Raw genomic sequence first — 18,944 nt, 5'->3', positions numbered from 1 at the left:
TGGTCTACCCCGTCGCCAGCCCCTCCGCCGGGGACACCCGCACGGCCCGCCGGGCCGGGAGCACGCTGGCCAGGACCCCGGCCAGCAGCGCCACCCCGACGATGAGCCCGACCCGTCCCCACGGCACGGCCAGCTGCAGCGGGACGTCCTCCGGCAGGAGCGTCTGGACGCCGAGCGCGGCATACCCCAGACCCAGGCCCAGGCCGATCAGCGCGCTGACCAGTGCCAGCAGCACACCCTCGACCAGCAGCATCGACCGCATCTGGCCGCGGGTCAGGCCCAGGCCGCGCAGCAGCGCGTGCTCGCGGTGCCGTTCGAGCACCGACAGCGACAGGGTGTTCGCGATGCCCACGACGGCGATGAGGACGGCCACGCCGAGCAGGGCGGTCGTGACGAGCACGAGCACGTCGAGCACCTGGGTGATGACGGCCCGCTCGGCCGCCGAGCCCGCGACCTGCAACCCCTGCTCGTCCGCGACGTCCGACACCGCACCCATGACGTCGGCGACGTCCGCACCGTCGGCCAGCCGTACCAGGACGGTACCGGGGGCGACCGCGTCGCCACCGAGCGCGGCGAGGTCCTCGACGTTGACGGCCAGGTCGTACCCCAGCGCGAACGGCACCACCTCCAGCTCGGCGCGCCCGCCCGGCCCGGACACCTCGACCCGGTCACCGGGCTCGAGCGCGTAGATGGACAGCATCCCGTCGGCCATCCCGACCGTGCCGGGCACCAGCGCGGCGAGCTGCTCGTCCCCGCGCACGACGTCCCCGTCACGGGCCGGGTCGATCCCGACCGCGGCGGTGCCGCCCCCGTCCTCCTCACCCAGGGTCAGGTATGCCGTGTCCGTCACCCGGGCGGTCGCCACCCCGTCGACGGCGGCGACCCGATCGGGCACGTCGGCGGGGACCGGCAGCGCGTGGAGGCCCTCGGTCCCGCCGCTGCCGGCACCGATCCCGTCGCCCCCGCCGTCGCCCCCGCCCGCACCGTCGCCCGAGCCGTTCCCACCAGCCGCGCCGTTCCCACCCGCGGGGTCGGAACCGGCAGCGGTTCCAGCCTCGGCGTACTCCGCACCGGCCGACAGCATCAGGTCGACCGAGTAGGACTCGTCGATCTCCCCCATCGCGGTGCGCTGCCCGGAGGCGGCACCGACCGAGGTCATTGTGATGAGCGTGACCCCGACGACGAGCGCGGCACTGGTCGCGGCCGCCCGGCCCGGGTTGCGGACCGCGTTGTCGACGGCCAGCCGTCCCGGCACCCCGGCCGCCCGGGCTCCCAGGCCCAGGGCACGGACCGCCGCCGGCACGACGACGACCGCCGCGACGAGGACCCCGACGAAGGAGACCACACCGCCGACCACGCCGCTGAGCATGTCGCGGGAGGTGGCGGCGTACACCATCGCGGCCACGCCGGCACCGAGGAGGACCACGGCGAGGACGATGCGCACGACCCCGACCTGCTGCTTCTCCCCGGAGGGGCCACTGGGGCGCAGCGCCGCCAGCGGCGAGACGCGGGTGGCCCGGACGGCCGGCCACAGGCTGGCGAGCACCGTGACGACGAGGCCCACGAGGAGCGGTACGCCCAGCACCACCGGCGTCAGCTCCAGGCCCTCGGGCAGGGGCAGGCCCAGGTCGAGACGGTCGCCCACGGCCAGCAGGCCGAGCGCCGCGACCAGGCCCAGCCCCACGCCCACCGCGGAGGAGACCAGTCCGAGCAGGCCCGCCTCCAGGACCACGAGCGAGCGGACCTGGCGCTTGGTGGCGCCCACGGCGCGCAGCAGCGCGAGCTCCCCCGTGCGCTGGGCCAGCGTGATGGTGAACGTGTTGGCGATGACGATCGCGGCGGTCAGCAGCGCGACCGCGCCGAAGCCCAGCAGGATCGCCCCGATCACGTCGGTCCCGCCGGTGAGCACGGCGACCCGCTCAGCGGCGGCCTCGGCCCCGGTCTGCACCGTGGCCCCGGGCACCGCGCCGGCCAGCGACTCCCGCGCCGCCGCCTCGTCGGCCCCGTCGACCAGCTCGACCATCACCGACCCGTAGGTCAGCCCGGGATTGACGAGCCGCAGCGTCGCGTCGTCGGTGGCGAAGGCGGGTCCGTACGACAGCATCGGGGCGGTGTCGCCGAAGTCGGCCACGCCGACGACGTCCAGGGCGGCCCGGTCGGTCGTGGCGGCCGGGCCGGTGGATGTCTCGCGCGTGGATGTCTCGCGCGTGGATGTCTCAGGGTCCGTGGAGGTGGACGGGGCGCCCGCACCGACGCTCCCATCGCCGCCGGCACCCTCGCCCTCCGACCGGCTCACCGCCTCCTCCAGCGGCACGACGGTCACCTCGAGCCTCTCCCCGACCGCGACGTCCTCGGCCAGCTCGGAGTTCACCACGACCTCGCCGGCGCCCCCGGGCATCCGGCCCTCCAGCAGGGTCACCCCCGTCGTCGGCACAGGAGCACCGGCCACCCACTCCTGGGGCGTCACCTCGGCCATGACGACCGTCTCCCCCCGGACCGAGGCGACCTCCTCGAGGGCGGCCGCGACGTCATACCCCGCGGTGGAGATCCCCTCCCCCTCCACGGTGAGGACGAGGTCCGCGTCCCGCACCCCGGCGGCGACCGCGTCCTCCATGCCGCGCTGGGCGGTGGTGAGCAGGGCCAGGCTGGCGGCGAGAAAGGTGACGCCGATGACGATGGCCACCGCCGCGGAGAGCAGGCGTCGGCCGCGCGAGGCCAGGCCCGCGGTGCGCCAGGTGCCCATCAGAGCCTCCCGAGGTCGCGCACGGCGGCCAGCACGGCGTCGACGGCCGGGTCGAGGATCTCGCCGGCCACCTGGCCGTCGGCCAGGAGGACGACGCGGTCGGCGACCGCCGCGGCGTCGGCGTCGTGGGTGACCATGACCACGGTCTGGCCCCACTCGTCGACGGAGCGCCGCAGCAGGGCGAGCACCTCGGCGCCGGTCGTGGAGTCCAGCGCCCCGGTCGGCTCGTCGGCGAAGATCACCTCCGGCCGCGTGACCAGCGCACGCGCGAGGGCGACCCGCTGCTGCTGCCCCCCGGACAGCTCGCCCGGGCGGTGGTCCAGCCGGTCGGCCAGGCCCAGCCCGTCGACGATGCGCCGCTCCCAGTCCGCGTCCGCGCGCCGGCCGGCGAGGTCGAGCGGGAGGCGGACGTTCTGCCGGGCGGTGAGCGTGGGCAGGAGGTTGAACGCCTGGAAGACGAAACCGACCGACCGCCGCCGCAGGGTGGTGAGCTGCTTGTCCGACAGGGCGGTCAGCTCGGTACCCCCGAGGAAGACCCGGCCCGAGGTGGGCGTGTCCAGGCCGGCGAGCAGGTGCATCAGCGTGGACTTGCCCGACCCGCTCGGGCCCATGATGGCGGTGAAGCGCTGCGCCTCGATCCCGACGGACACCCCGTCCAGGGCGTGCACCGCCGTCTCGCCGCTGCCGTAGGTCTTGGTCAGGTCCAGTGTGCTCGCGGCCAGCCCCGCGCCGGGGGCCTCTCGGGTGCTCTGCTCCGGGCCGGTCCCGGTCGTGGTGGTCGTCATGGTGCTGACGCTATGGACCGCGGGGCGTGCCGCGCGTCGGTCCACGGGTCCGACCCGGGGAGCCGGCTGTCAGACCGGGGTATGACGTGGGCCCGGGTCGGGCGCGCCGCGTCAGTCCCTGGGTGGAGGGGTGCGGCGGATGCGGCGGTTAACCTGCCGGGATGGAGGACCTGGTGGGCCGCTGGTCCGGGACGGCGTTCCAGCACCAGGCCGCCACCTGGGCCGACGAGGTCCTCGCAGCGCGGGGGCTCGTGCGGTCGGGCCCCCTGGTGCCGGAGAAGATCCGGTTCTGGTCGGCGGTGTTCGTGGTGCCCCTGCGCGAGGTCACCGGTCCCGGCGCGGCCTGGTCGCACGGGCGTGGTCCTGCTCGTGCCTGGCTCAAGGTCGGCAACCCCGGTCAGGCCTTCGAGGGCCGGCTGCTGGAGGCGCTGGGGGAGGTCGTCCCCGACCGGGTCGTCACCCCCTGGGCCGTCGACGACGACCCCGGCTGGTGGCTCCTTCCCGACGGCGGTCCCACCCTGGACCGGACCCGCCCGCAGGACTGGGTCGACCTGATCGGTGACGTCGCGGACCTCCAGCGGGCCTGCGCTCGCTCCTGCCGTCGGCCGGGGGCGTCGCCCTCAGCCTCACCGTCGACGTCGCCGTCAGCCTCGCCCTCGCCCTCGCCCTCGCCCTCAGCCTCTCCTTCGTCGACGGCCTCACCGTCGCCCTCGCCCGGCGGGCTGCTCGACATGGTCCCGGAGCTGTCCGCGGACGGCGCGGCCGGCTGGATCGCCCGGACGGTGGACCGGCTCGCCGGGCTCCCCGCAGCGGACCCCCAGCACCTGGACCCGGGACGGGCGAGGTGGATGAGCAGGCGGCTCGCCCGGTTCGAGGAGCAGATGGCCCTCCTGGCCGCGACCGGGCTGCCGGAGACCCTGCAGCCCAACGACGCCCACCCGCGCAACGCCGTCGGCCCGTCGTCACCCGGCGGTCCCGTCAGGCTGTTCGACCTCGGCGACTCCGTCCGCTCGCACCCGTGGGCCGTCCTGCACACCACCGTGCGGCTGGCGGCGGGCGTACGCCTCTCCGGCCCCCGGCCCGACACCCCGCTCACCCGACGGATCGTGGACGCCTACGTCGAGCGGTGGCCGGAGGTCCCCCGGCCCGACCGGCCGGAGGTCCTGGACGCCGCCGACCGTCTGGGTGCCGTCCACCGTGCGGCGTCCTGGCTGCGCCTCCTGGACCCGGTCGACCCGGACCGGCTCGGCGTGCCCACGCCGAGGATCACGGCCTGGATACAGCTCGCCCTCACCTGACAGGACGGACCGCAGTCGATAGGTGCCCCGGACAGGGCCACGACCGACTGCACGAGTGGTCAGACCTGCAGCCAAGTGGACAACCGGGCCGACCGCCACAGAGGTCGACCGCGAGGCCGCCGCTGGCGCTCATCTGGCGCTGGGGCAGGACGTCTTCTCCCTGGCGGTGTTCGCCCCCTACCTCGTCGGTCTGCTGCTGGCCCCGGCCGTCCAGGCCGTGGCGCTGCGGAGGACAGAGTCGTCCCGCTGCCGGCGGCCCGCGCGCCCTCGTGGAGCAGCCCGCCGGTGGCGTCGTCGAAGGGTCGCCCGTCTACTCCGGGCGGCCCGCCAGCCCCGTCTCGTAGGCGGTGATGACCATCTGCACCCGGTCGCGCAGGTCCAGCTTGTGCAGGACCCGCCCGATGTGGGTCTTGACGGTGGCCTCGGCCAGGTACAGCTCGGCGGCGATCTCGCCGTTCGTCAGCCCGTGACCGACGGCCCTGAGCACCTCGCGCTCGCGGTCGGTCAGCGGCGCCAGCCGGGCCTGGGCGGCGCGACGCTCAGCGGCCCGCGCCAGCTCGAGGTCGCCGTCGGGCAGCTGGGGCACGAACCGCTCCAGCATCCGCCGGGTCGTCGACGGTGCCATGGCGGCGTCCCCCTCGTGCACCGCGTGGATCGCCGCCAGCAGCTCGGCCGGTCCGGCGTCCTTGAGGAGGAACCCGGCGGCACCTGCCCGCAGAGCCGCGAAGACGTACTCGTCGAGGTCGAACGTGGTCAGCACCAGCACCTTGGGCGCGTCGACGGACTCCCTGATCCTGCGGGTGGCCTCGACCCCGTCCATCCGGGGCATCCGGATGTCCATGAGCACCACGTCCGGTCGGGTCGCGGCCACGCCCTCGACCCCCGCGAGTCCGTCCGCCGCCTCGCCGACCACGGTCATGTCGGGCTGGGCGTCGAGCACCATCCGGAAGCCGGCGCGCACGAGCTCCTGGTCGTCGACGAGGAACAGGCGGACGGGCCCTCCGATCGGACCTCCCCCGGTGGGGCCACCGTCACCCGGGCGTTCGTCACGGGGTCCTGCGCCCGGACCGCCGTGCCCCGCCCCGACCTCCTGGTCGTTCATGCGGTCCCTCGTCCTGCTCCGTGGCCCCGGCCCCCACCGGCGGCGGAGGGCATCCCGGAAGGAACCGCCGCCGTCGCTCCTCCAGGTCTCCCGGACGGCGCACCCACCGGAGTCCCTGTCGGGATGGTCGCCACGACCTCCCAGCCGCCGCGCTGGCGCGGCCCGGCGTGGACCGTGCCACCCAGCACCTCCACCCGCTCGGCCATCCCCCGCAGCCCGTTGCCGTCCGTCGCGTCCCCCTCGGGGTGCACCGCACGGCCCCGGGCGGGCGGGCCGTCCGCGTCGGTGCGCGGTGGGGCGCCTCCGTCGTCGGTGACCCGCACGAGCAGCACGGCGGGCGTGCGCAGGAGGTCTACGTCGGCCGCGGCGCCCGGCCCGGCGTGCTTCATCACGTTCGTCAGCCCCTCCTGCACCACCCGGTATGCCGCCAGGTCGGCTTCGCGCGGCAGTCCACCGACGTCCCCCCGCACCGCGAGGTCGACCCGGACCCCCGAGTCGCGCACGCGCTGGACGAGGTCGTCGAGCGAGGCCAGCCCCTGCGTCGGCTCGAGCTCGGCCGTCGACCCCTCGTCCCGCAGGACCCCGACGAGACGACGGGTGTCGGCCAGCGACTCCCGCGCGGTCCCGGCGAGCGTCTCCAGCGTCTGGGCGGCCCGTTCCAGCGCCGCCCGGTCCGGACCGATGGCCGGCGGCGCGGCGAGCGCCCGCTGCGCGGCGTACAGCGCCCCGTCCGCCTGGACGACGACGACGGCCAGCGAGTGCGCCACGACGTCGTGCATCTCCCGCGCGATCGAGGCCCGCTCGGACTGCGCGGCCAGCCGGGCCCGCTGGGCCTGGTCACGGGCGAGGGCGGCGCGCTGCTGCTCCAGACGGGCGATGACCGCCTGCCGCCGTCTGACGACGTCGCCCAGCACCCAGGCGACCGCGACGAACAGGCCGGTGAACGTCCCCTGGAACGCGACGACCACGAGGGACCGGGTGGCGTCCGGGGACGGGACCGACCAGTCGAGCGCCGCCACGAACGCCCCCACCAGCCCCAGCCCGAGCACGACCATCGAGTCCCGGCGGGTGCCGTACGCCGCCGCGCTGTAGACCGCCGCGAGCACCGCCACGTTGGCCGGGTGCGGTCCGTCGGTGGTGACCACCTGCAGCAGGCAGGCCGCGGCCACGCCCAGCGCCGCCTGCAGCGGATGGCTGCGCCGCCACAGCAGGGGCACCACCTGCAGGATCCCCAGCACGAGCATCCCGAACCCGGCGACGGCGCTGGAGACGAACACCCAGGCCAGCAGCCCGCCCACGACGAGCAGCTCGGGCCACCAGGGCCGGTCGCGCAGGCGCCCCCCGCCCCACAGCGCCTGCCACGACTCCCGCGCGGCCTCCGTCGTCACCCTCACCCCAGCAGCGTAGGTCGGCAGGGGCGCGCGGGCGTCATACCTGGGGCCCTCCCTGCCCGTGCCGGGTGGGACCGCGGTATGACGTGGGTCCCGGTCGACCGGTGGGTGGCCGAGGAGCTCCGGGCCGCGGTCACCCTGCGGGGTCCGGCGGCAGGTCCTCGGGGTGGGCGGCGCCGGGGACCAGGCTGACCACCTCTCCGTAGCGGGGCACGACGGCCGTCCAGTCCAGCTCCTCGGCGATCCGACCGGCGAAGTGCCGGGCGACGTCCTGCTCGCCGTGGGTGACGAAGACGGTCTCCGGCTCCCGCCCCAGGTCGCGCAACCAGTCGAGCAGGTCGGAGGCGTCGCCGTGCACCGAGAACTCCTCGTCACGCACCACCTCGGCCCGCACCCGGATGTAGTGGCCGTTGATCTTCACCGACCGGGCGCCCTCCTCGATGCTGCGCCCCCGCGTGCCCGCGGCCTGGTACCCGGTGAGGATCACCGTGTTGCGCACGTCGGGCAGCAGCCGGGCCAGGTGGTGCAGCACGCGCCCGCCCTCGACCATCCCGGAGGAGGCGACGATGATCATCGGGTCGAACCTGCGGTTGAGGGCCCGGGACTCCCGGGAGGTGGACGCCTCGATCAGCTCCGGCATGCCGGTGAAGTCGTCGGTGTCGACGTCGTCGCGCAGCTCCCCGAGAGACTCGTCGCGGTAGACGTCGAGGGCCTTGAGCGCCATCGGCGAGTCGACGACCACGGGGACCTCGGGGATCCGGCCCGAGCGCATGAGGTCGACCAGCACCTTGAGCACCAGCTGGGTCCGGTCGACGGCGAACGCCGGGATGACGACGAGGCCGCCGCGGGCCAGCGTCCGGCTGACGGCGTCGGCCATCGGCCCGTGCTCGACCTCGGGCTCGGGATGCTCGCGGTCGCCGTAGGTGGACTCGCAGACCACGAAGTCGGACGCCGGCGGTGTGCCCCGGGCCTTGAGCAGCGGATGGTCGTGCCGGCCGAGGTCGCCGGAGAAGAGCACGCTCGTGCCGCCGACCGCGAGCCGGACGCTGGCCGATCCGAGGATGTGCCCCGCCCGCGTCCACCGCGCGACCAGGCCGTCGCCGAGGTCGACGTCCTCGTCGAACTGCACCGTCTCGAAGAGCGGCAGCGTCTCCTCCACGTCGTGCACGTCGTAGAGGGGCTGGGGGTCCTCGTGCTTGGACCAGCCGCCGCGCCGGGCCTCCTCGGCGGCCTCCTCCTGCAGCTTGCCGGCGTCGCGCAGGACGATCTCGGCCAGCCGTCGCGTCCCCTCGGTCGCCCGGACCGGTCCGCCGAACCCCTGCCGGACGAGCGCCGGCAGGTAGCCCACGTGGTCGTTGTGCGCGTGGGTGAGGACGACGTCGCTGATGGTGGCCGGGTCGACCGGGAACTCCTCCCAGTTGCGCAGGCGCCACTGCTTCTCCCCCTGGAAGACCCCCGCGTCGACGAGGATCCGGCGCTCGCCCTGCCCACCGCCGTCCTCCGGCCCGACCGTCAGCAGGTACTTCGACCCGGTCACCGTCCCGGCCGCCCCCAGGAAGGTCAGGGTCACACGTCGCTGTGCCATGTCCCGACCATCCCACAGCCTCCCGACGCACCGCAGGCCGCCACCGACCTGCAGTCGATCGTGGCCCCCGGGGGGGCACCGATCGACTGCACCGATCAGGGGGACGTCCGGCCGACGCCGCAGGGATCCCCGATCAGACGAACTGACCCTCGATCCGGTCGAGCTCTTCCGCCGTCAGGTCCAGCTCGGCCGCCCGGGCCGAGTCGCTGATCGACTCCGGCCGGCTCGCCCCGGGGATGGGGACCACGTGGTCGCCGAGGGCCAGCTCCCAGGCGAGGACCACCTGCTGGGGGCTGACCCCTCGCGCCTCGGCGATCTCGTGGAAGACCGGGTAGGTCCGGCCGACCTCCTTGCTGGCCGCCCCGGTGCCACCGAGCGGGCTCCACGGCAGGAAGGTCACCCCGTGCTCGCCGCAGTGCTCGAGCGTGTCGCGCGAGCAGCGGAACCGGGGGGAGAACTCGTTCTGCACGCTGGCCAGCCCGCCCTCGCCCAGCACCCCCAGCGCCACGTCGATCTCCTCGACGTTGGCGTTGGAGATGCCCACGGCCCGGATCTTGCCCTCGTCCTGCAGGTCCTTGAACGTCTGCACGACCTCCCCGTAGACCCGCCAGCGGTCCGGCCGGTGCCACTGGTAGAGGTCGATGACGTCCCGGTCCAGCGCGCGCAGGGAGGCCTCCACCGCCCGGCGCAGGTAGGCCGGCGAGCCGTCCCGGCCCCACGTCTCCCCCTCTCCGCGGGTGATGCCGCCCTTGGTGGCGACCACGACGTGGCTGGTGTCCCCGTAGGAGCGCAGGGCCTCGGCGACGATCTCCTCGTTGTGCCCCATCGTGTCCCAGGACGGGGCGTAGATGTCGGCCGTGTCGACGAGGGTGACCCCCGCGTCGAGGGCGGCGTGGACGGTGGCGACGGCGCGGTCGCGGTCCGGCCGCTCGTTGGCGCCCATCGACAGCGGCATGGCGCCGAGACCGACCGCCGAGACGGTGAACGGGCCGAGAGCTCGGGTGCGCACCGGTCAGCCCCTCGGTCCGCCGGCGTCGTCCCCGCCCTCGCCCGAGGGTCGCAACCCGCCGGGCAGCCGCAGGTCGGCACCCTGCTCCATCTGCTTGGCGAGCGAGAGCATCATCACTCCGCCGAGGAGGTCGATCACGCCGATGCCCAGGATGAACCAGGTCAGCAGCCCGCCGTCGCCCGACGTCATCCGGAAGACGCCGAGGACGGTGAGGAGCGCGCCGATCCCCAGGTAGAGGTAGGCCCGTCGCCGCAGCGTCTTCGGGTTCTGCCGGGGGTCGGGGCGGGCAGGCGTCCCGTCCGGGTCCTGGGCACCGGCGTCGTCGGCGGCGTTGATGTCGGCGTCGGCGTCCATATGGTCAGCCAGGTCCCGGCCGGCGGTGCCCCCACCCCCATCCGCGCCCGCACCAACACCCGCACCCGCACCCGCACCCGCACCCGCACCCGCGACGGTCGCGCCCGCGGAGGCGGCGCCATACCCCTCGTCGTCCTCGGGGCCTGTCCCGGCGGGGTCGCTCCCACCCTCCGCCGCGAGCCGGTCCGCCTCGGCGTGCCCGGCCTCGTCGTCGAAGAGGCCGTCGAAGGTGCGTCCGCGCTGGGGGTCGTAGGCCTCGTACCCCGTCTCCTCGGCCACGATGCGCACCGCGTGGCGGGCCGACTCGTGCAGCTCGCCGCGCTCGGTGTCGCCGCCGTAGGGGAAGGCCACCGAGGCGGAGCGGTCGTACAGCTCGACCTGCAGGCCGCTGTCCAGGCCGGTCAGCTCGCCGTAGACGTCGCCCCCCAGCTCCTCGGCCACCCACGTGTCGACCGGCTCGGTCAGCTGCTCGCGCAACCGCGCCTCGATCCGCCGGAAGACCGCGAGGCCGGCGTCCAGGTCGGCCTGGGTGCCCTCGGGCCCGTCCTGCTCGTCGGCCTCGACCACCTGCTCCCAGGTCTGGCCGGGCTGCCGGGGGTAGAGGAGGATGTCGTAGCTCATGCCCCCATCCTCTCAAGGAGGACGCCGTGACCCTCTATCCCGCCCCGCTGCGCCCCGGGGACGTCGTCGGGGTGACCGCGCCGAGCAGCGGCGTTGGCCCCGCGCTGCGACCGCGCCTGGAGGTGGCGTTCGACGCCCTGCGGGGCGAGGGGTATGCCGTGCGGCCGGGCCGGTGCCTCGACGGCGGTGGGGTGGTCTCGGCCCCGGCGACGGAGCGGGCCGCCGAGCTGGAAGAGATGCTCTGCGACCCCGAGGTCCGGGCGGTGGTGCCGCCGTGGGGCGGCGAGCTGGCCATCGACCTGCTGCACCTCGTGGACTGGGACCGGGTCGCGGGGGCCGAGCCGACCTGGACGGTCGGCTACTCCGACATCTCGACGGTGCTCACGCCGCTGACGCTGCTCACGGGCTGGGCCAGCGTGCACGGGGCCAACCTCATGGACACGCCCTTCCGGCAGCCCGCGGGCCTGCTCCCCTGGTGGGACCTGTGCGTGGCGGCGCCGGGCGAGGACGTGCGGCAGTCCTCGCCGGGGCGGTACCAGGACGGGGTCTTCGTCGACTACGCCCTGCACCCGGGGGCCACCGAGCTGGAGCTCGACGGGACGGGGTCGTGGCAGCGGCTGGACTCCACCGAGCCGGTCACGCTGACGGGCCGGCTGCTGGGCGGCTGCGTGGAGACCCTGACCAACCTCACCGGGACGCCCTACCTGGACGTGGGCGCCTGGGCCGACGTGCACGCTCCCGAGGGTGTGCTCGTCCACCTCGAGGCGGCCGAGGCGGACGCGCTGACGGTCGCCCGGCACCTGCACGGCCTGCGGCTGGCGGGCTTCTTCGACCGCGCGGTGGGGGTGCTCGTGGGGCGGACGTCGGCGCCCGACGCGGACGGCTACACCCAGCAGGACGCGGTCCTGGACGCGCTGGGACCGCTGGGCGTGCCGCTGGTCGCCGGTGTCGAGTGCGGGCACGTGGCGCCGCGGATGCCGATGATGAGCGGGGCACTGGCGACCGCGGAGTGGACGCCGGGCCGCGGGGTGCTCACGCAGCGGCTTGTCTGAGGCGGCCGGAATGCCAGCCCGCCCCCGACGTTGACCACGGGTATGAAGCGCATCGGCTTTCTCTCCTTCGGCCACTGGACCCCGCACCCGCAGTCGGCGACGCGGTCCGCGTCCGACGTGCTGCTCCAGTCGATCGACCTGGCGGTCGCGGCGGAGGAGGTGGGGGCCGACGGGGCGTACTTCCGGGTGCACCACTTCGCCCGCCAGCTGGCCTCGCCGTTCCCGCTGCTGGCCGCGGTCGGAGCCCGGACGGAGCGGATCGAGATCGGCACCGGGGTGATCGACATGCGCTACGAAAACCCTCTCTACATGGCCGAGGACGCGGGCGCCGCCGACCTCGTCTCCGGCGGCCGGCTGCAGCTGGGGATCAGCCGCGGGTCGCCCGAGCAGGTCGTCGAGGGCTACCGCCAGTTCGACCACCACCCGCGTGAGGGCGAGACCGACGCGGACATGGCGCGGCGGCATACCGCACGGTTTCTGGAGGTGCTCTCGGGCGAGGGCTTCGCCGAGCCCAGCCCGCGCCCGATGTTCCCCAACCCGCCGGGTCTGCTGCGGATCGAGCCGCACTCCGAGGGGCTGCGGGAGCGGATCTGGTGGGGCGCCGGCACCCGGGCGACCGCCGAATGGGCTGCGGCGCAGGGGATGCACCTGATGAGCTCGACCCTGCTGACCGAGGACGGCGGCGTGCCCTTCCACGAGCTGCAGGCCGACCAGATCCGACGGTTCCGCGACGCGTGGCAGGCGGCCGGGCACGACCGGACGCCGCGGGTGTCGGTGTCCCGCAGCATCTTCCCGCTGGTGTCGGCGGAGGACCACGCCTACTTCGGCCTGGAGCGGCGCAGCACCGACCAGGTCGGGATGCTCGAGGGCGGCCGGGCCACGTTCGGGCGGACCTACGCCGCCGAGCCCGACGAGCTGGTGCGTCAGCTGGAGCAGGACACCGCGGTCGCCGAGGCGGACACGCTGCTGCTCACCCTGCCCAACCAGCTGGGCGTGGACTACTGCGCCCACGTGCTGCGGACGGTCGTCGAGGAGGTCGCGCCCTCGCTGGGCTGGCGGTGAAGGGGTCCTCGCTCAGCACCCTGTCGCCGTGGCGAGCGCCTGACACACCTCGCGCATCCGGAGGTCACCGAGCCGCCCCAGTCGGCGGGTGAGGACGCGGACGTCGACGTCGACGACGGCGTCGAGCTGCACCACGCTCGGTCTGACGACCGGGTCACCCTCTGCCGGATCGAGAACCACCTCGCTGGGCAGGCCTCGGCGCACCGTGCTGCAGGCGGCGATCATGGCCCGACGACGGCCCCGCACAGCCGCATCCCGACTGAGCACAACAACCGGCCGGCTCCCCTGGTCCTCCAGATCGGCCCACCACAGCTCTCCCCGTCCAGGCAGGTTGGTGATCATCACGTGCGGGACGCCGCGTCCAGGAACGTCTCCAGGTCGCCCCACTCGTCCGTCGTCGGCAGGGGCGTCCTGACATAGGCCGCCTCGTAAGCGGCGTCCACCTCCGCCTCCCGGTGAGACCGGAGAAGCGACTCGAGCGCAGCCTCGACGACGGAGGCGTCCGTGGTCCCGGGTGCCAGCGCCCGGGCCCGTGCAAGCAGGTCCTGGTCGACGGTCGTGCTGATCCTCACCCTGACCATGCCACCATCATGCCACAGAAGTGGCACTACACCTCCAGCGCCCGCACCACCGGCACCCCCACGCGGTAGGGGATGTGCAGCCAGCTGGGTGCGTCGACGAGCGCCAGGTCGGCCCGCTGGCCCACGGCGACCCGGCCGATGTCGGTGCGGCGCAACGCGGTCGCGGCGGTGATCGTCGCCGCACGCAGCGCCTCGGCGGGCGTCATCCCCATCTCGCGGACGGCGAGGGCGATCATCAGCGGCATCGAGGAGGAGTAGCAGGTCCCCGGGTTGCAGTCGGTGGCGATGGCGACCTGCACCCCGGCGTCGAGCAGCCGGCGGGCGTCCGGGTAGGGCTGCCGGGTCGAGAACTCCACCCCCGGCAGCAGCGTCGCGACGGTGTCGCTGCCCGCGAGCGCCTCGACGTCCTCGTCGGACAGGTAGGTGCAGTGGTCCACGCTCGCCGCGCCCAGCTCGACGGCCAGCTGCACGCCGGGGCCGTGGCCGAGCTGGTTGCCGTGGACGCGCAGCTCCAGGCCGGCGGCCCGCCCGGCCTCCAGCACCCGCCGCGACTCCTGGCCGTCGAAGGCGTGCGGGCTGGCGGGCTCGCAGAAGACGTCGATCCAGCGGGCGTGGGGCGCGCAGGCTGTGAGCATCTCGCCGACCACCAGGTCCAGGTATGCCGCCCGCTCGGCCGCCGACCCCCTCGCCTCGGGCGGGACGACGTGGGCGCCGAGGAAGGTGACCTCCGCCGTCACCTCGCGGGCCAGCCGGAGGGCCTCGACCTCGTCCTTCACGGTCAGGCCGTAGCCACTCTTGACCTCCACGGTCGTGGTGCCCTGGGAGCGCATCTCCGAGACCCGCCGCTGCAGCAGCTCGCGCAGCCGTGGCCGGTCGGCGGCCCGGGTAGCGTCCACCGTCACCGCGATCCCGCCGCCGTCGTAGGGGGTGCCGGACATCCGCGCGGCGAACTCGGCCGAGCGGTCGCCGTCGAAGACCAGGTGGCTGTGGCTGTCGACGAAGCCGGGCACGACGGCGCGGCCCTCGAGGCTGATCGACCAGTCGGCCGCCGGCGCCCGGTCGGCCGGCCCGACCCACTCGACGGTCGGCGCGCTGTCCTCACCACCTCCGCTGATGACGACGGCGGCGTCCCGGACGACCCCCAGGCCTGCGTGCAACGGGTCGTCGACGGCAGCGTCGACCGTCTCGTCGTTGGTGACGAGCTCGCCGATGCCGGTGATGAGCATGCTCACGTCAGGAGTCCTTCCAGAGGGGGTCGATGGCCTCGCGCAGCAGTCGCCCGACGTCGCCGAGCCGGTGGCGGCCGTCCTGGACGGCGACCCGGCCGTCGACGACGAGGGTGTCCACGTCGGCCGCGGCGGCGGACAGCAGGATCTGGGCGGGGTCGGAGCCGGCGGTGCGCACGGTGTCGTCGCGGACCGCCACCAGGTCGGCCCGGGCGCCGGCCTCGAGCCGACCGGCGTCGGCCCAGCCGATGCTCTCCTGGGCGGTGGCCGCCGCGACCAGCTGCTCGGGCGTGAGCCGGCCGCGCTCGAGGCTGTCGAGCCGCTCGTGCATCTCCAGCGCCCGCGCCTCCTCGAGCAGGTCGATCACGGCGTGCTGGTCGGAGCCGAGGCACAGCCTGGCCCCGGAGCGGCGCAGCGCCGACGCCGGTCCGATGCCGTCGGCGAGGTCCCGTTCGGTGGTGGGGCAGAAGCAGGCCCACGCGCGATGCTCCCCGAGCAGGCCGATGTCCTCGCCGGTCAGGTGGGTGGCGTGCACGGCGGTCAGGTCGGGGCCGAGCACGCCCTCGGCGGCCAGCAGCCCGGTGGGCGTCAGGCCGTGCGCGTCGAGGCACGCCTGGTTCTCGGCCGGCTGCTCGGACAGGTGGACGTGCAGGGGCCTACCGGTCACGCCGTCGGCGGCGGGGCGGGCCCCTCCCCCGTCGCCGCCGACCGCCCGGTACGCGAACGGCCGCCCGCCGAAGTTCGTCCGCACCGCGGCCGCGACGACGGACAGCTGCTCCCGCGGCACCGCGCGCACCGAGTGGATCGCCCCGCCGACCCGCACGTGGGCCGGGCCGCCGTCGGTGGCGTCCCGCAGGTCCGCCACCCGCAGCGCCCACGCGTCGGCGTCGCCGTCCCCGAACCGCAGCTGGGTCCCTTCCAGCGGCGCGTGCCCCTCCCCCGAGAGTCCGCCGGCCAGGTAGCAGGTGTCCAGCAGCGTCAGCCGGATCCCGGCCTGCGCGGCCGCCTCGACGAGGGCCTGCCCCATGGCGTTGGGCTCCAGGTAACGACGCCCGCCCGGCCCGTGGTGCAGGTAGTGGAACTCCCCCACCGCCGAGACCCCGGCGAGCGCCATCTCGGCGTAGACCGCCCGCGCCAGGGCCAGGTAGCTGTCGGGGTCGAGGCGGGCGGCGACGGCATACATCCGCTCCCGCCACGTCCAGAAGGTGCCGCCGCGGTCGTGGGTGCGTCCCCGCAGCGCCCGGTGGAAGGCGTGGCTGTGCGCGTTCGCCAGTCCCGGCAGGACCACCCCGGGCAGGCGGTGGTCGCCGGGCTCGGCGGCGGTGCCGCTCGTGACGGCGAGGAACCGGCCGTCCTCGACCGTGAGGCGCACGTCCCGGGCGAGCCCGTCGGGCAGGGAGGCGTATGCCGCCGCGTAGGTCGTGCTCATGCGTCGGAGTCCGGGTGGGACGGGGTGTCGGGTGCGTCCTGCCCGGCGGGCCGGGCGGCGGGTGCGTCCTGCCCGGCGGGCCGGGCGGCGCGAGGGTCGGTGGCGCGGACGGTCAGCTCGCGGACGCACGCGGCCAGCGCCTGGACCCCGGCGTGGCAGTCGTCGCGCTCCGCGTGCTCGGCCGGGCTGTGCGAGACGCCGGTCGGGTTGCGGACGAAGAGCATGGCGGAGGGGACACCGGCGGTCGCCAGGATGCCGGCGTCGTGACCGGCGCCGGTGCCCAGGACGGGGACCGACAGCGGTGCGTCGATCCCCCCTGCTCCGCGGACCATTCCCCCGTCCCCCGCTCCGCGGGGGACCGCCGTGCCCGCCGCTCCTCTGAGCACCCCCCTGAGCCGCTCGGAGAGGTCGGTGTCGAACCGGGTCGTGGGCGTCCAGCTCTCCCGGACGACCTCGGCCCCCAGCTCGGCGGCGCGGCCGCTCAGCTCGTCGACGAGCGCCTCGACCTGGTCCTCCTGCGGGCCGCGGGCGTCGAGCCAGCCGGTGACGTGCGAGGGAATGGCGTTGACCCCGCCGGGCGTGACGGCCACCTTGCCGACCGTCGCCACGCACCCCCGCTGCGCGGCGACGTGGCGCGCGCCCAGGACGAGGTCGGCATACCCGAGCATGGCGTCGCGGCGGTCCTCCAGCCGGGTGGTGCCGGCGTGGTTGGCCTCGCCGGGGAAGTCGAAGCGCCAGCGACCGTGCGGCCAGATGTCGCTGGCGACAGCGACCGGGGCGCCGAGGTCGACGAGCGCCCGGCCCTGCTCGACGTGCAGCTCGACGAAGGTGCCGACGCGGCGCAGCGTCTCCTCGTCCGGACCGAGGTCGGCCGGGTCGCGGCCGGCGGCGCGCAGGGCCTCGGCGTACGTGGTGCCGTCGGCATCGGTCAGCGCCAGGGCCCGCTCGGGGGACAGCTGACCGGTGAGGACCCTGGAGCCGGCGCACGCGATGCCGAACCGGGCACCCTCCTCGTCGACGAAGTTCACGACCGCCAGGGGCACGTCGGGGGTCAGGCCGGCCTCGCGCAGCCGGTCGACCGCGGCGAGGGCCGACACGACCCCCAGCGGACCGTCGAACGCGCCACCGTCGGGCACCGAGTCCAGGTGGGAGCCGATCGCCACGCCGGGACGGCCGGCCGTGACCGCGTCGTCCACGGTCCCCGGCCCGTCCCACCACCAGCCCCACTGGTTGCCCACCCTGTCGGTCGTCAGGTCCAGACCCCGGCGACGGCACTCGCCGGCGAACCACTCGCGCAGGGTGTGGTCCTCGGCGGTCCAGGCGAAGCGCCGGTAGCCGCCGCTGCGGGCACGTCCGACCGGTTCCAGGTCGGACCACAGGCTGTCGAAGGTGGAGCTGGGCACACCCCGACTCTAGGGCGGGGCGGCCCGGGCGATCAGGAGGTCGGCGCGGGGTGCGTCCCGGATGCGAGACCCGAGGCCCGGAGCCGGCCGGTGATGTCGGAGCACTCCACGCAGACGTCCTCCGGCACCAGCCCCGTCCGCATGAGGACCGCGAACAGGCGGCAGCCCACGCACAGGCCGAGGACGGCCTCCAGCGCGGGGAAGACGACCATGACCGCGGTGATCCCGGCGACGACCGCGAGGGCGACGGCCGAGCCGGTGAGCAGGTGGGTCGCCCAGAGCAGCACGGCGACGGACGTCAGCACGGCTCCGATGGCCGCGGCGAACCTCTTGGGGGTGCCGGCCGTGGGGTGCGGGACCGCGGCGACCCGGGGGCGCACCCACCGGCCCACGGACCGGGACACGGGGCTGGCCTGCGGACCCAGCGTCGCGCGCAGGACGAAGTCGAGCGCGAGGGGCACGAGCAACCACCACTGCTGCAGAACCAGCGTGCTGAGCGTGACGAGGAGGACCACGCCGGCGACCAGGCGCACGGTGACGTCGTCGACCACGGAGGGGAAGCGATTGTTCGGCATGCATCGATTATGCGGATACCAACCCTGGATTATGAAATCGCCGGCGGGCCGGGCAGCCATGTCCAGTCACCGTGCCGGTCGCGCCAGGGTGTCGCGCCGGTCGCGCCAGACGTCGTGCCGGTCGCGCAACGCCACCGGGTCTGTCACTCCGGAGTACCGTCCTGGTCATGAGCGAGCAGCGCGCCCTGGACGCCGTCGCAGCCAGCGGCCTGGAGCACACCGTCACCCGGCACGGGCGGGTGGGCAGCCTGCAGGAGGCCGCCGAGGCGCGGGGCGTGCGACCGCGGGACGTCGTCAAGACGATGGTCGTGCGTCGCGGCGAGGGCGACCACCTCTTCGTCCTCGTCCCCGGCGACCGGCAGATCTCCTGGCCCAAGCTGCGGGCCCTGCTCGGGGTGAGCCGGCTCTCGATGCCGGACGCCGAGGGCGCCCGGGAGGCCACCGGCTACGCCCGGGGGACGATCACCCCGTTCGGCTCGACCACCGCCTGGCCGGTGGTCGCCGACGACACCCTCACCGGGGACCGGGACCGGACCATCTCGCTGGGCGCCGGCGCGCACGGGGTCGCCGTGACGGTCAACGCCGAGGCCGTCCTGGCCAGCCTGGACGCCCGGGTCGCCGACGTCACCGAGCCGGAGGGCCCCGAGGCCCGCTGACGCCGGGCACGCCGAGCGCTTGGCAAAGTCCAGGTAAGGAAAAGGTCAAGAAAACGTCTTCCCAACACCGTC

At 75.0% G+C, this 18,944-nt stretch carries 17 protein-coding genes; 4 read left to right on the top strand and 13 right to left on the bottom strand.

Going from position 1 to position 18,944, the window contains the following annotated elements; translation table 11 throughout:
- Positions 1–4: 4 nt before the first annotated feature.
- Both ACWHYA_RS06160 and ACWHYA_RS06155 read right to left on the bottom strand, forming a co-directional pair.
- Positions 5–2,743, bottom strand: coding sequence for an FtsX-like permease family protein (locus ACWHYA_RS06160; RefSeq protein ID WP_425942277.1), 2,739 nt, complete (start codon positions 2,741–2,743; stop codon positions 5–7).
- Positions 2,743–3,528, bottom strand: coding sequence for an ABC transporter ATP-binding protein (locus tag ACWHYA_RS06155; protein WP_425942278.1), 786 nt, complete (start codon positions 3,526–3,528; stop codon positions 2,743–2,745). The genes ACWHYA_RS06160 and ACWHYA_RS06155 overlap by 1 nt, the downstream gene beginning before the upstream one ends.
- A 161-nt stretch (positions 3,529–3,689) precedes the next feature.
- Here ACWHYA_RS06155 and ACWHYA_RS06150 point away from each other — a divergent pair, with 161 nt between their 5' ends.
- The gene (locus ACWHYA_RS06150) at positions 3,690–4,826 is read left to right on the top strand and encodes a hypothetical protein (RefSeq protein WP_425942280.1); all 1,137 of its coding nucleotides are present in this window, start codon (positions 3,690–3,692) and stop codon (positions 4,824–4,826) included.
- Positions 4,827–5,136: 310 nt separating this feature from the next.
- Here ACWHYA_RS06150 and ACWHYA_RS06145 read toward each other — a convergent pair whose 3' ends face one another.
- From ACWHYA_RS06145 to ACWHYA_RS06125, 5 genes are all read right to left on the bottom strand, one after another.
- Positions 5,137–5,928: a response regulator transcription factor gene (locus ACWHYA_RS06145; protein WP_425942282.1), complete on the bottom strand. Its 792-nt coding sequence runs from the start codon at positions 5,926–5,928 to the stop codon at positions 5,137–5,139.
- Positions 5,925–7,322 (bottom strand): sensor histidine kinase, encoded by a 1,398-nt coding sequence (locus ACWHYA_RS06140; RefSeq protein ID WP_425942284.1) that lies wholly within the window; start codon positions 7,320–7,322, stop codon positions 5,925–5,927. Before ACWHYA_RS06140 ends, ACWHYA_RS06145 begins: the two co-directional genes overlap by 4 nt.
- 130 nt (positions 7,323–7,452) lie before the next feature.
- Complete coding sequence (locus tag ACWHYA_RS06135; RefSeq protein WP_425942286.1) at positions 7,453–8,904, bottom strand: MBL fold metallo-hydrolase RNA specificity domain-containing protein; 1,452 nt, start codon at positions 8,902–8,904, stop codon at positions 7,453–7,455.
- 133 nt (positions 8,905–9,037) lie between these two features.
- Positions 9,038–9,913 (bottom strand): aldo/keto reductase, encoded by an 876-nt coding sequence (locus tag ACWHYA_RS06130; RefSeq protein ID WP_425942288.1) that lies wholly within the window; start codon positions 9,911–9,913, stop codon positions 9,038–9,040.
- 3 nt (positions 9,914–9,916) lie between these two features.
- Positions 9,917–10,888, bottom strand: coding sequence for a DUF308 domain-containing protein (locus ACWHYA_RS06125; RefSeq protein ID WP_425942290.1), 972 nt, complete (start codon positions 10,886–10,888; stop codon positions 9,917–9,919).
- Between the two features lie 26 nt (positions 10,889–10,914).
- Between ACWHYA_RS06125 and ACWHYA_RS06120 the strand changes: the two genes are divergently transcribed.
- Entirely contained in the window at positions 10,915–11,940 is a 1,026-nt protein-coding gene (locus tag ACWHYA_RS06120; protein ID WP_425942292.1) for a S66 family peptidase, read from the top strand.
- 42 nt (positions 11,941–11,982) lie between these two features.
- Positions 11,983–13,002, top strand: coding sequence for an LLM class flavin-dependent oxidoreductase (locus ACWHYA_RS06115; RefSeq protein ID WP_425942294.1), 1,020 nt, complete (start codon positions 11,983–11,985; stop codon positions 13,000–13,002).
- A gap of 12 nt (positions 13,003–13,014) precedes the next feature.
- Here ACWHYA_RS06115 and ACWHYA_RS06110 read toward each other — a convergent pair whose 3' ends face one another.
- From ACWHYA_RS06110 to ACWHYA_RS06085, 6 genes are read right to left on the bottom strand one after another with little or no spacing between them, the layout of a single operon-like run.
- On the bottom strand, positions 13,015–13,344 hold the full coding sequence (locus tag ACWHYA_RS06110) for a type II toxin-antitoxin system PemK/MazF family toxin (RefSeq protein ID WP_425942511.1): 330 nt from the start codon (positions 13,342–13,344) through the stop codon (positions 13,015–13,017).
- Complete coding sequence (locus ACWHYA_RS06105; RefSeq protein ID WP_431473223.1) at positions 13,344–13,574, bottom strand: type II toxin-antitoxin system VapB family antitoxin; 231 nt, start codon at positions 13,572–13,574, stop codon at positions 13,344–13,346. The genes ACWHYA_RS06110 and ACWHYA_RS06105 overlap by 1 nt, the downstream gene beginning before the upstream one ends.
- A gap of 35 nt (positions 13,575–13,609) precedes the next feature.
- Positions 13,610–14,815 carry an imidazolonepropionase gene (gene hutI / locus ACWHYA_RS06100; protein WP_425942298.1) on the bottom strand — a complete coding sequence of 402 codons (1,206 nt, stop codon included), beginning with the start codon at positions 14,813–14,815 and terminating at the stop codon, positions 13,610–13,612.
- Position 14,816: 1 nt separating this feature from the next.
- Positions 14,817–16,238, bottom strand: a complete 1,422-nt coding sequence (locus tag ACWHYA_RS06095) for a formimidoylglutamate deiminase (protein WP_425942300.1) — start codon at positions 16,236–16,238, stop codon at positions 14,817–14,819.
- A complete protein-coding gene (locus ACWHYA_RS06090) occupies positions 16,235–17,641 on the bottom strand; it encodes an allantoate amidohydrolase (RefSeq protein WP_425942302.1) in 1,407 nt (468 codons plus the stop codon). The genes ACWHYA_RS06095 and ACWHYA_RS06090 overlap by 4 nt, the downstream gene beginning before the upstream one ends.
- 32 nt (positions 17,642–17,673) lie before the next feature.
- On the bottom strand, positions 17,674–18,216 hold the full coding sequence (locus tag ACWHYA_RS06085; RefSeq protein ID WP_425942304.1) for a DUF4395 domain-containing protein: 543 nt from the start codon (positions 18,214–18,216) through the stop codon (positions 17,674–17,676).
- A gap of 167 nt (positions 18,217–18,383) precedes the next feature.
- On the opposite strand from ACWHYA_RS06085, the gene ACWHYA_RS06080 reads away from it, so the two are divergent.
- Positions 18,384–18,872, top strand: a complete 489-nt coding sequence (locus ACWHYA_RS06080) for an aminoacyl-tRNA deacylase (RefSeq protein ID WP_425942306.1) — start codon at positions 18,384–18,386, stop codon at positions 18,870–18,872.
- Positions 18,873–18,944: the final 72 nt, after the last annotated feature.

Source organism: Ornithinimicrobium carbonis (assembly GCF_977012275.1).
This window is presented reverse-complemented; position numbering and strand designations above follow the sequence as displayed.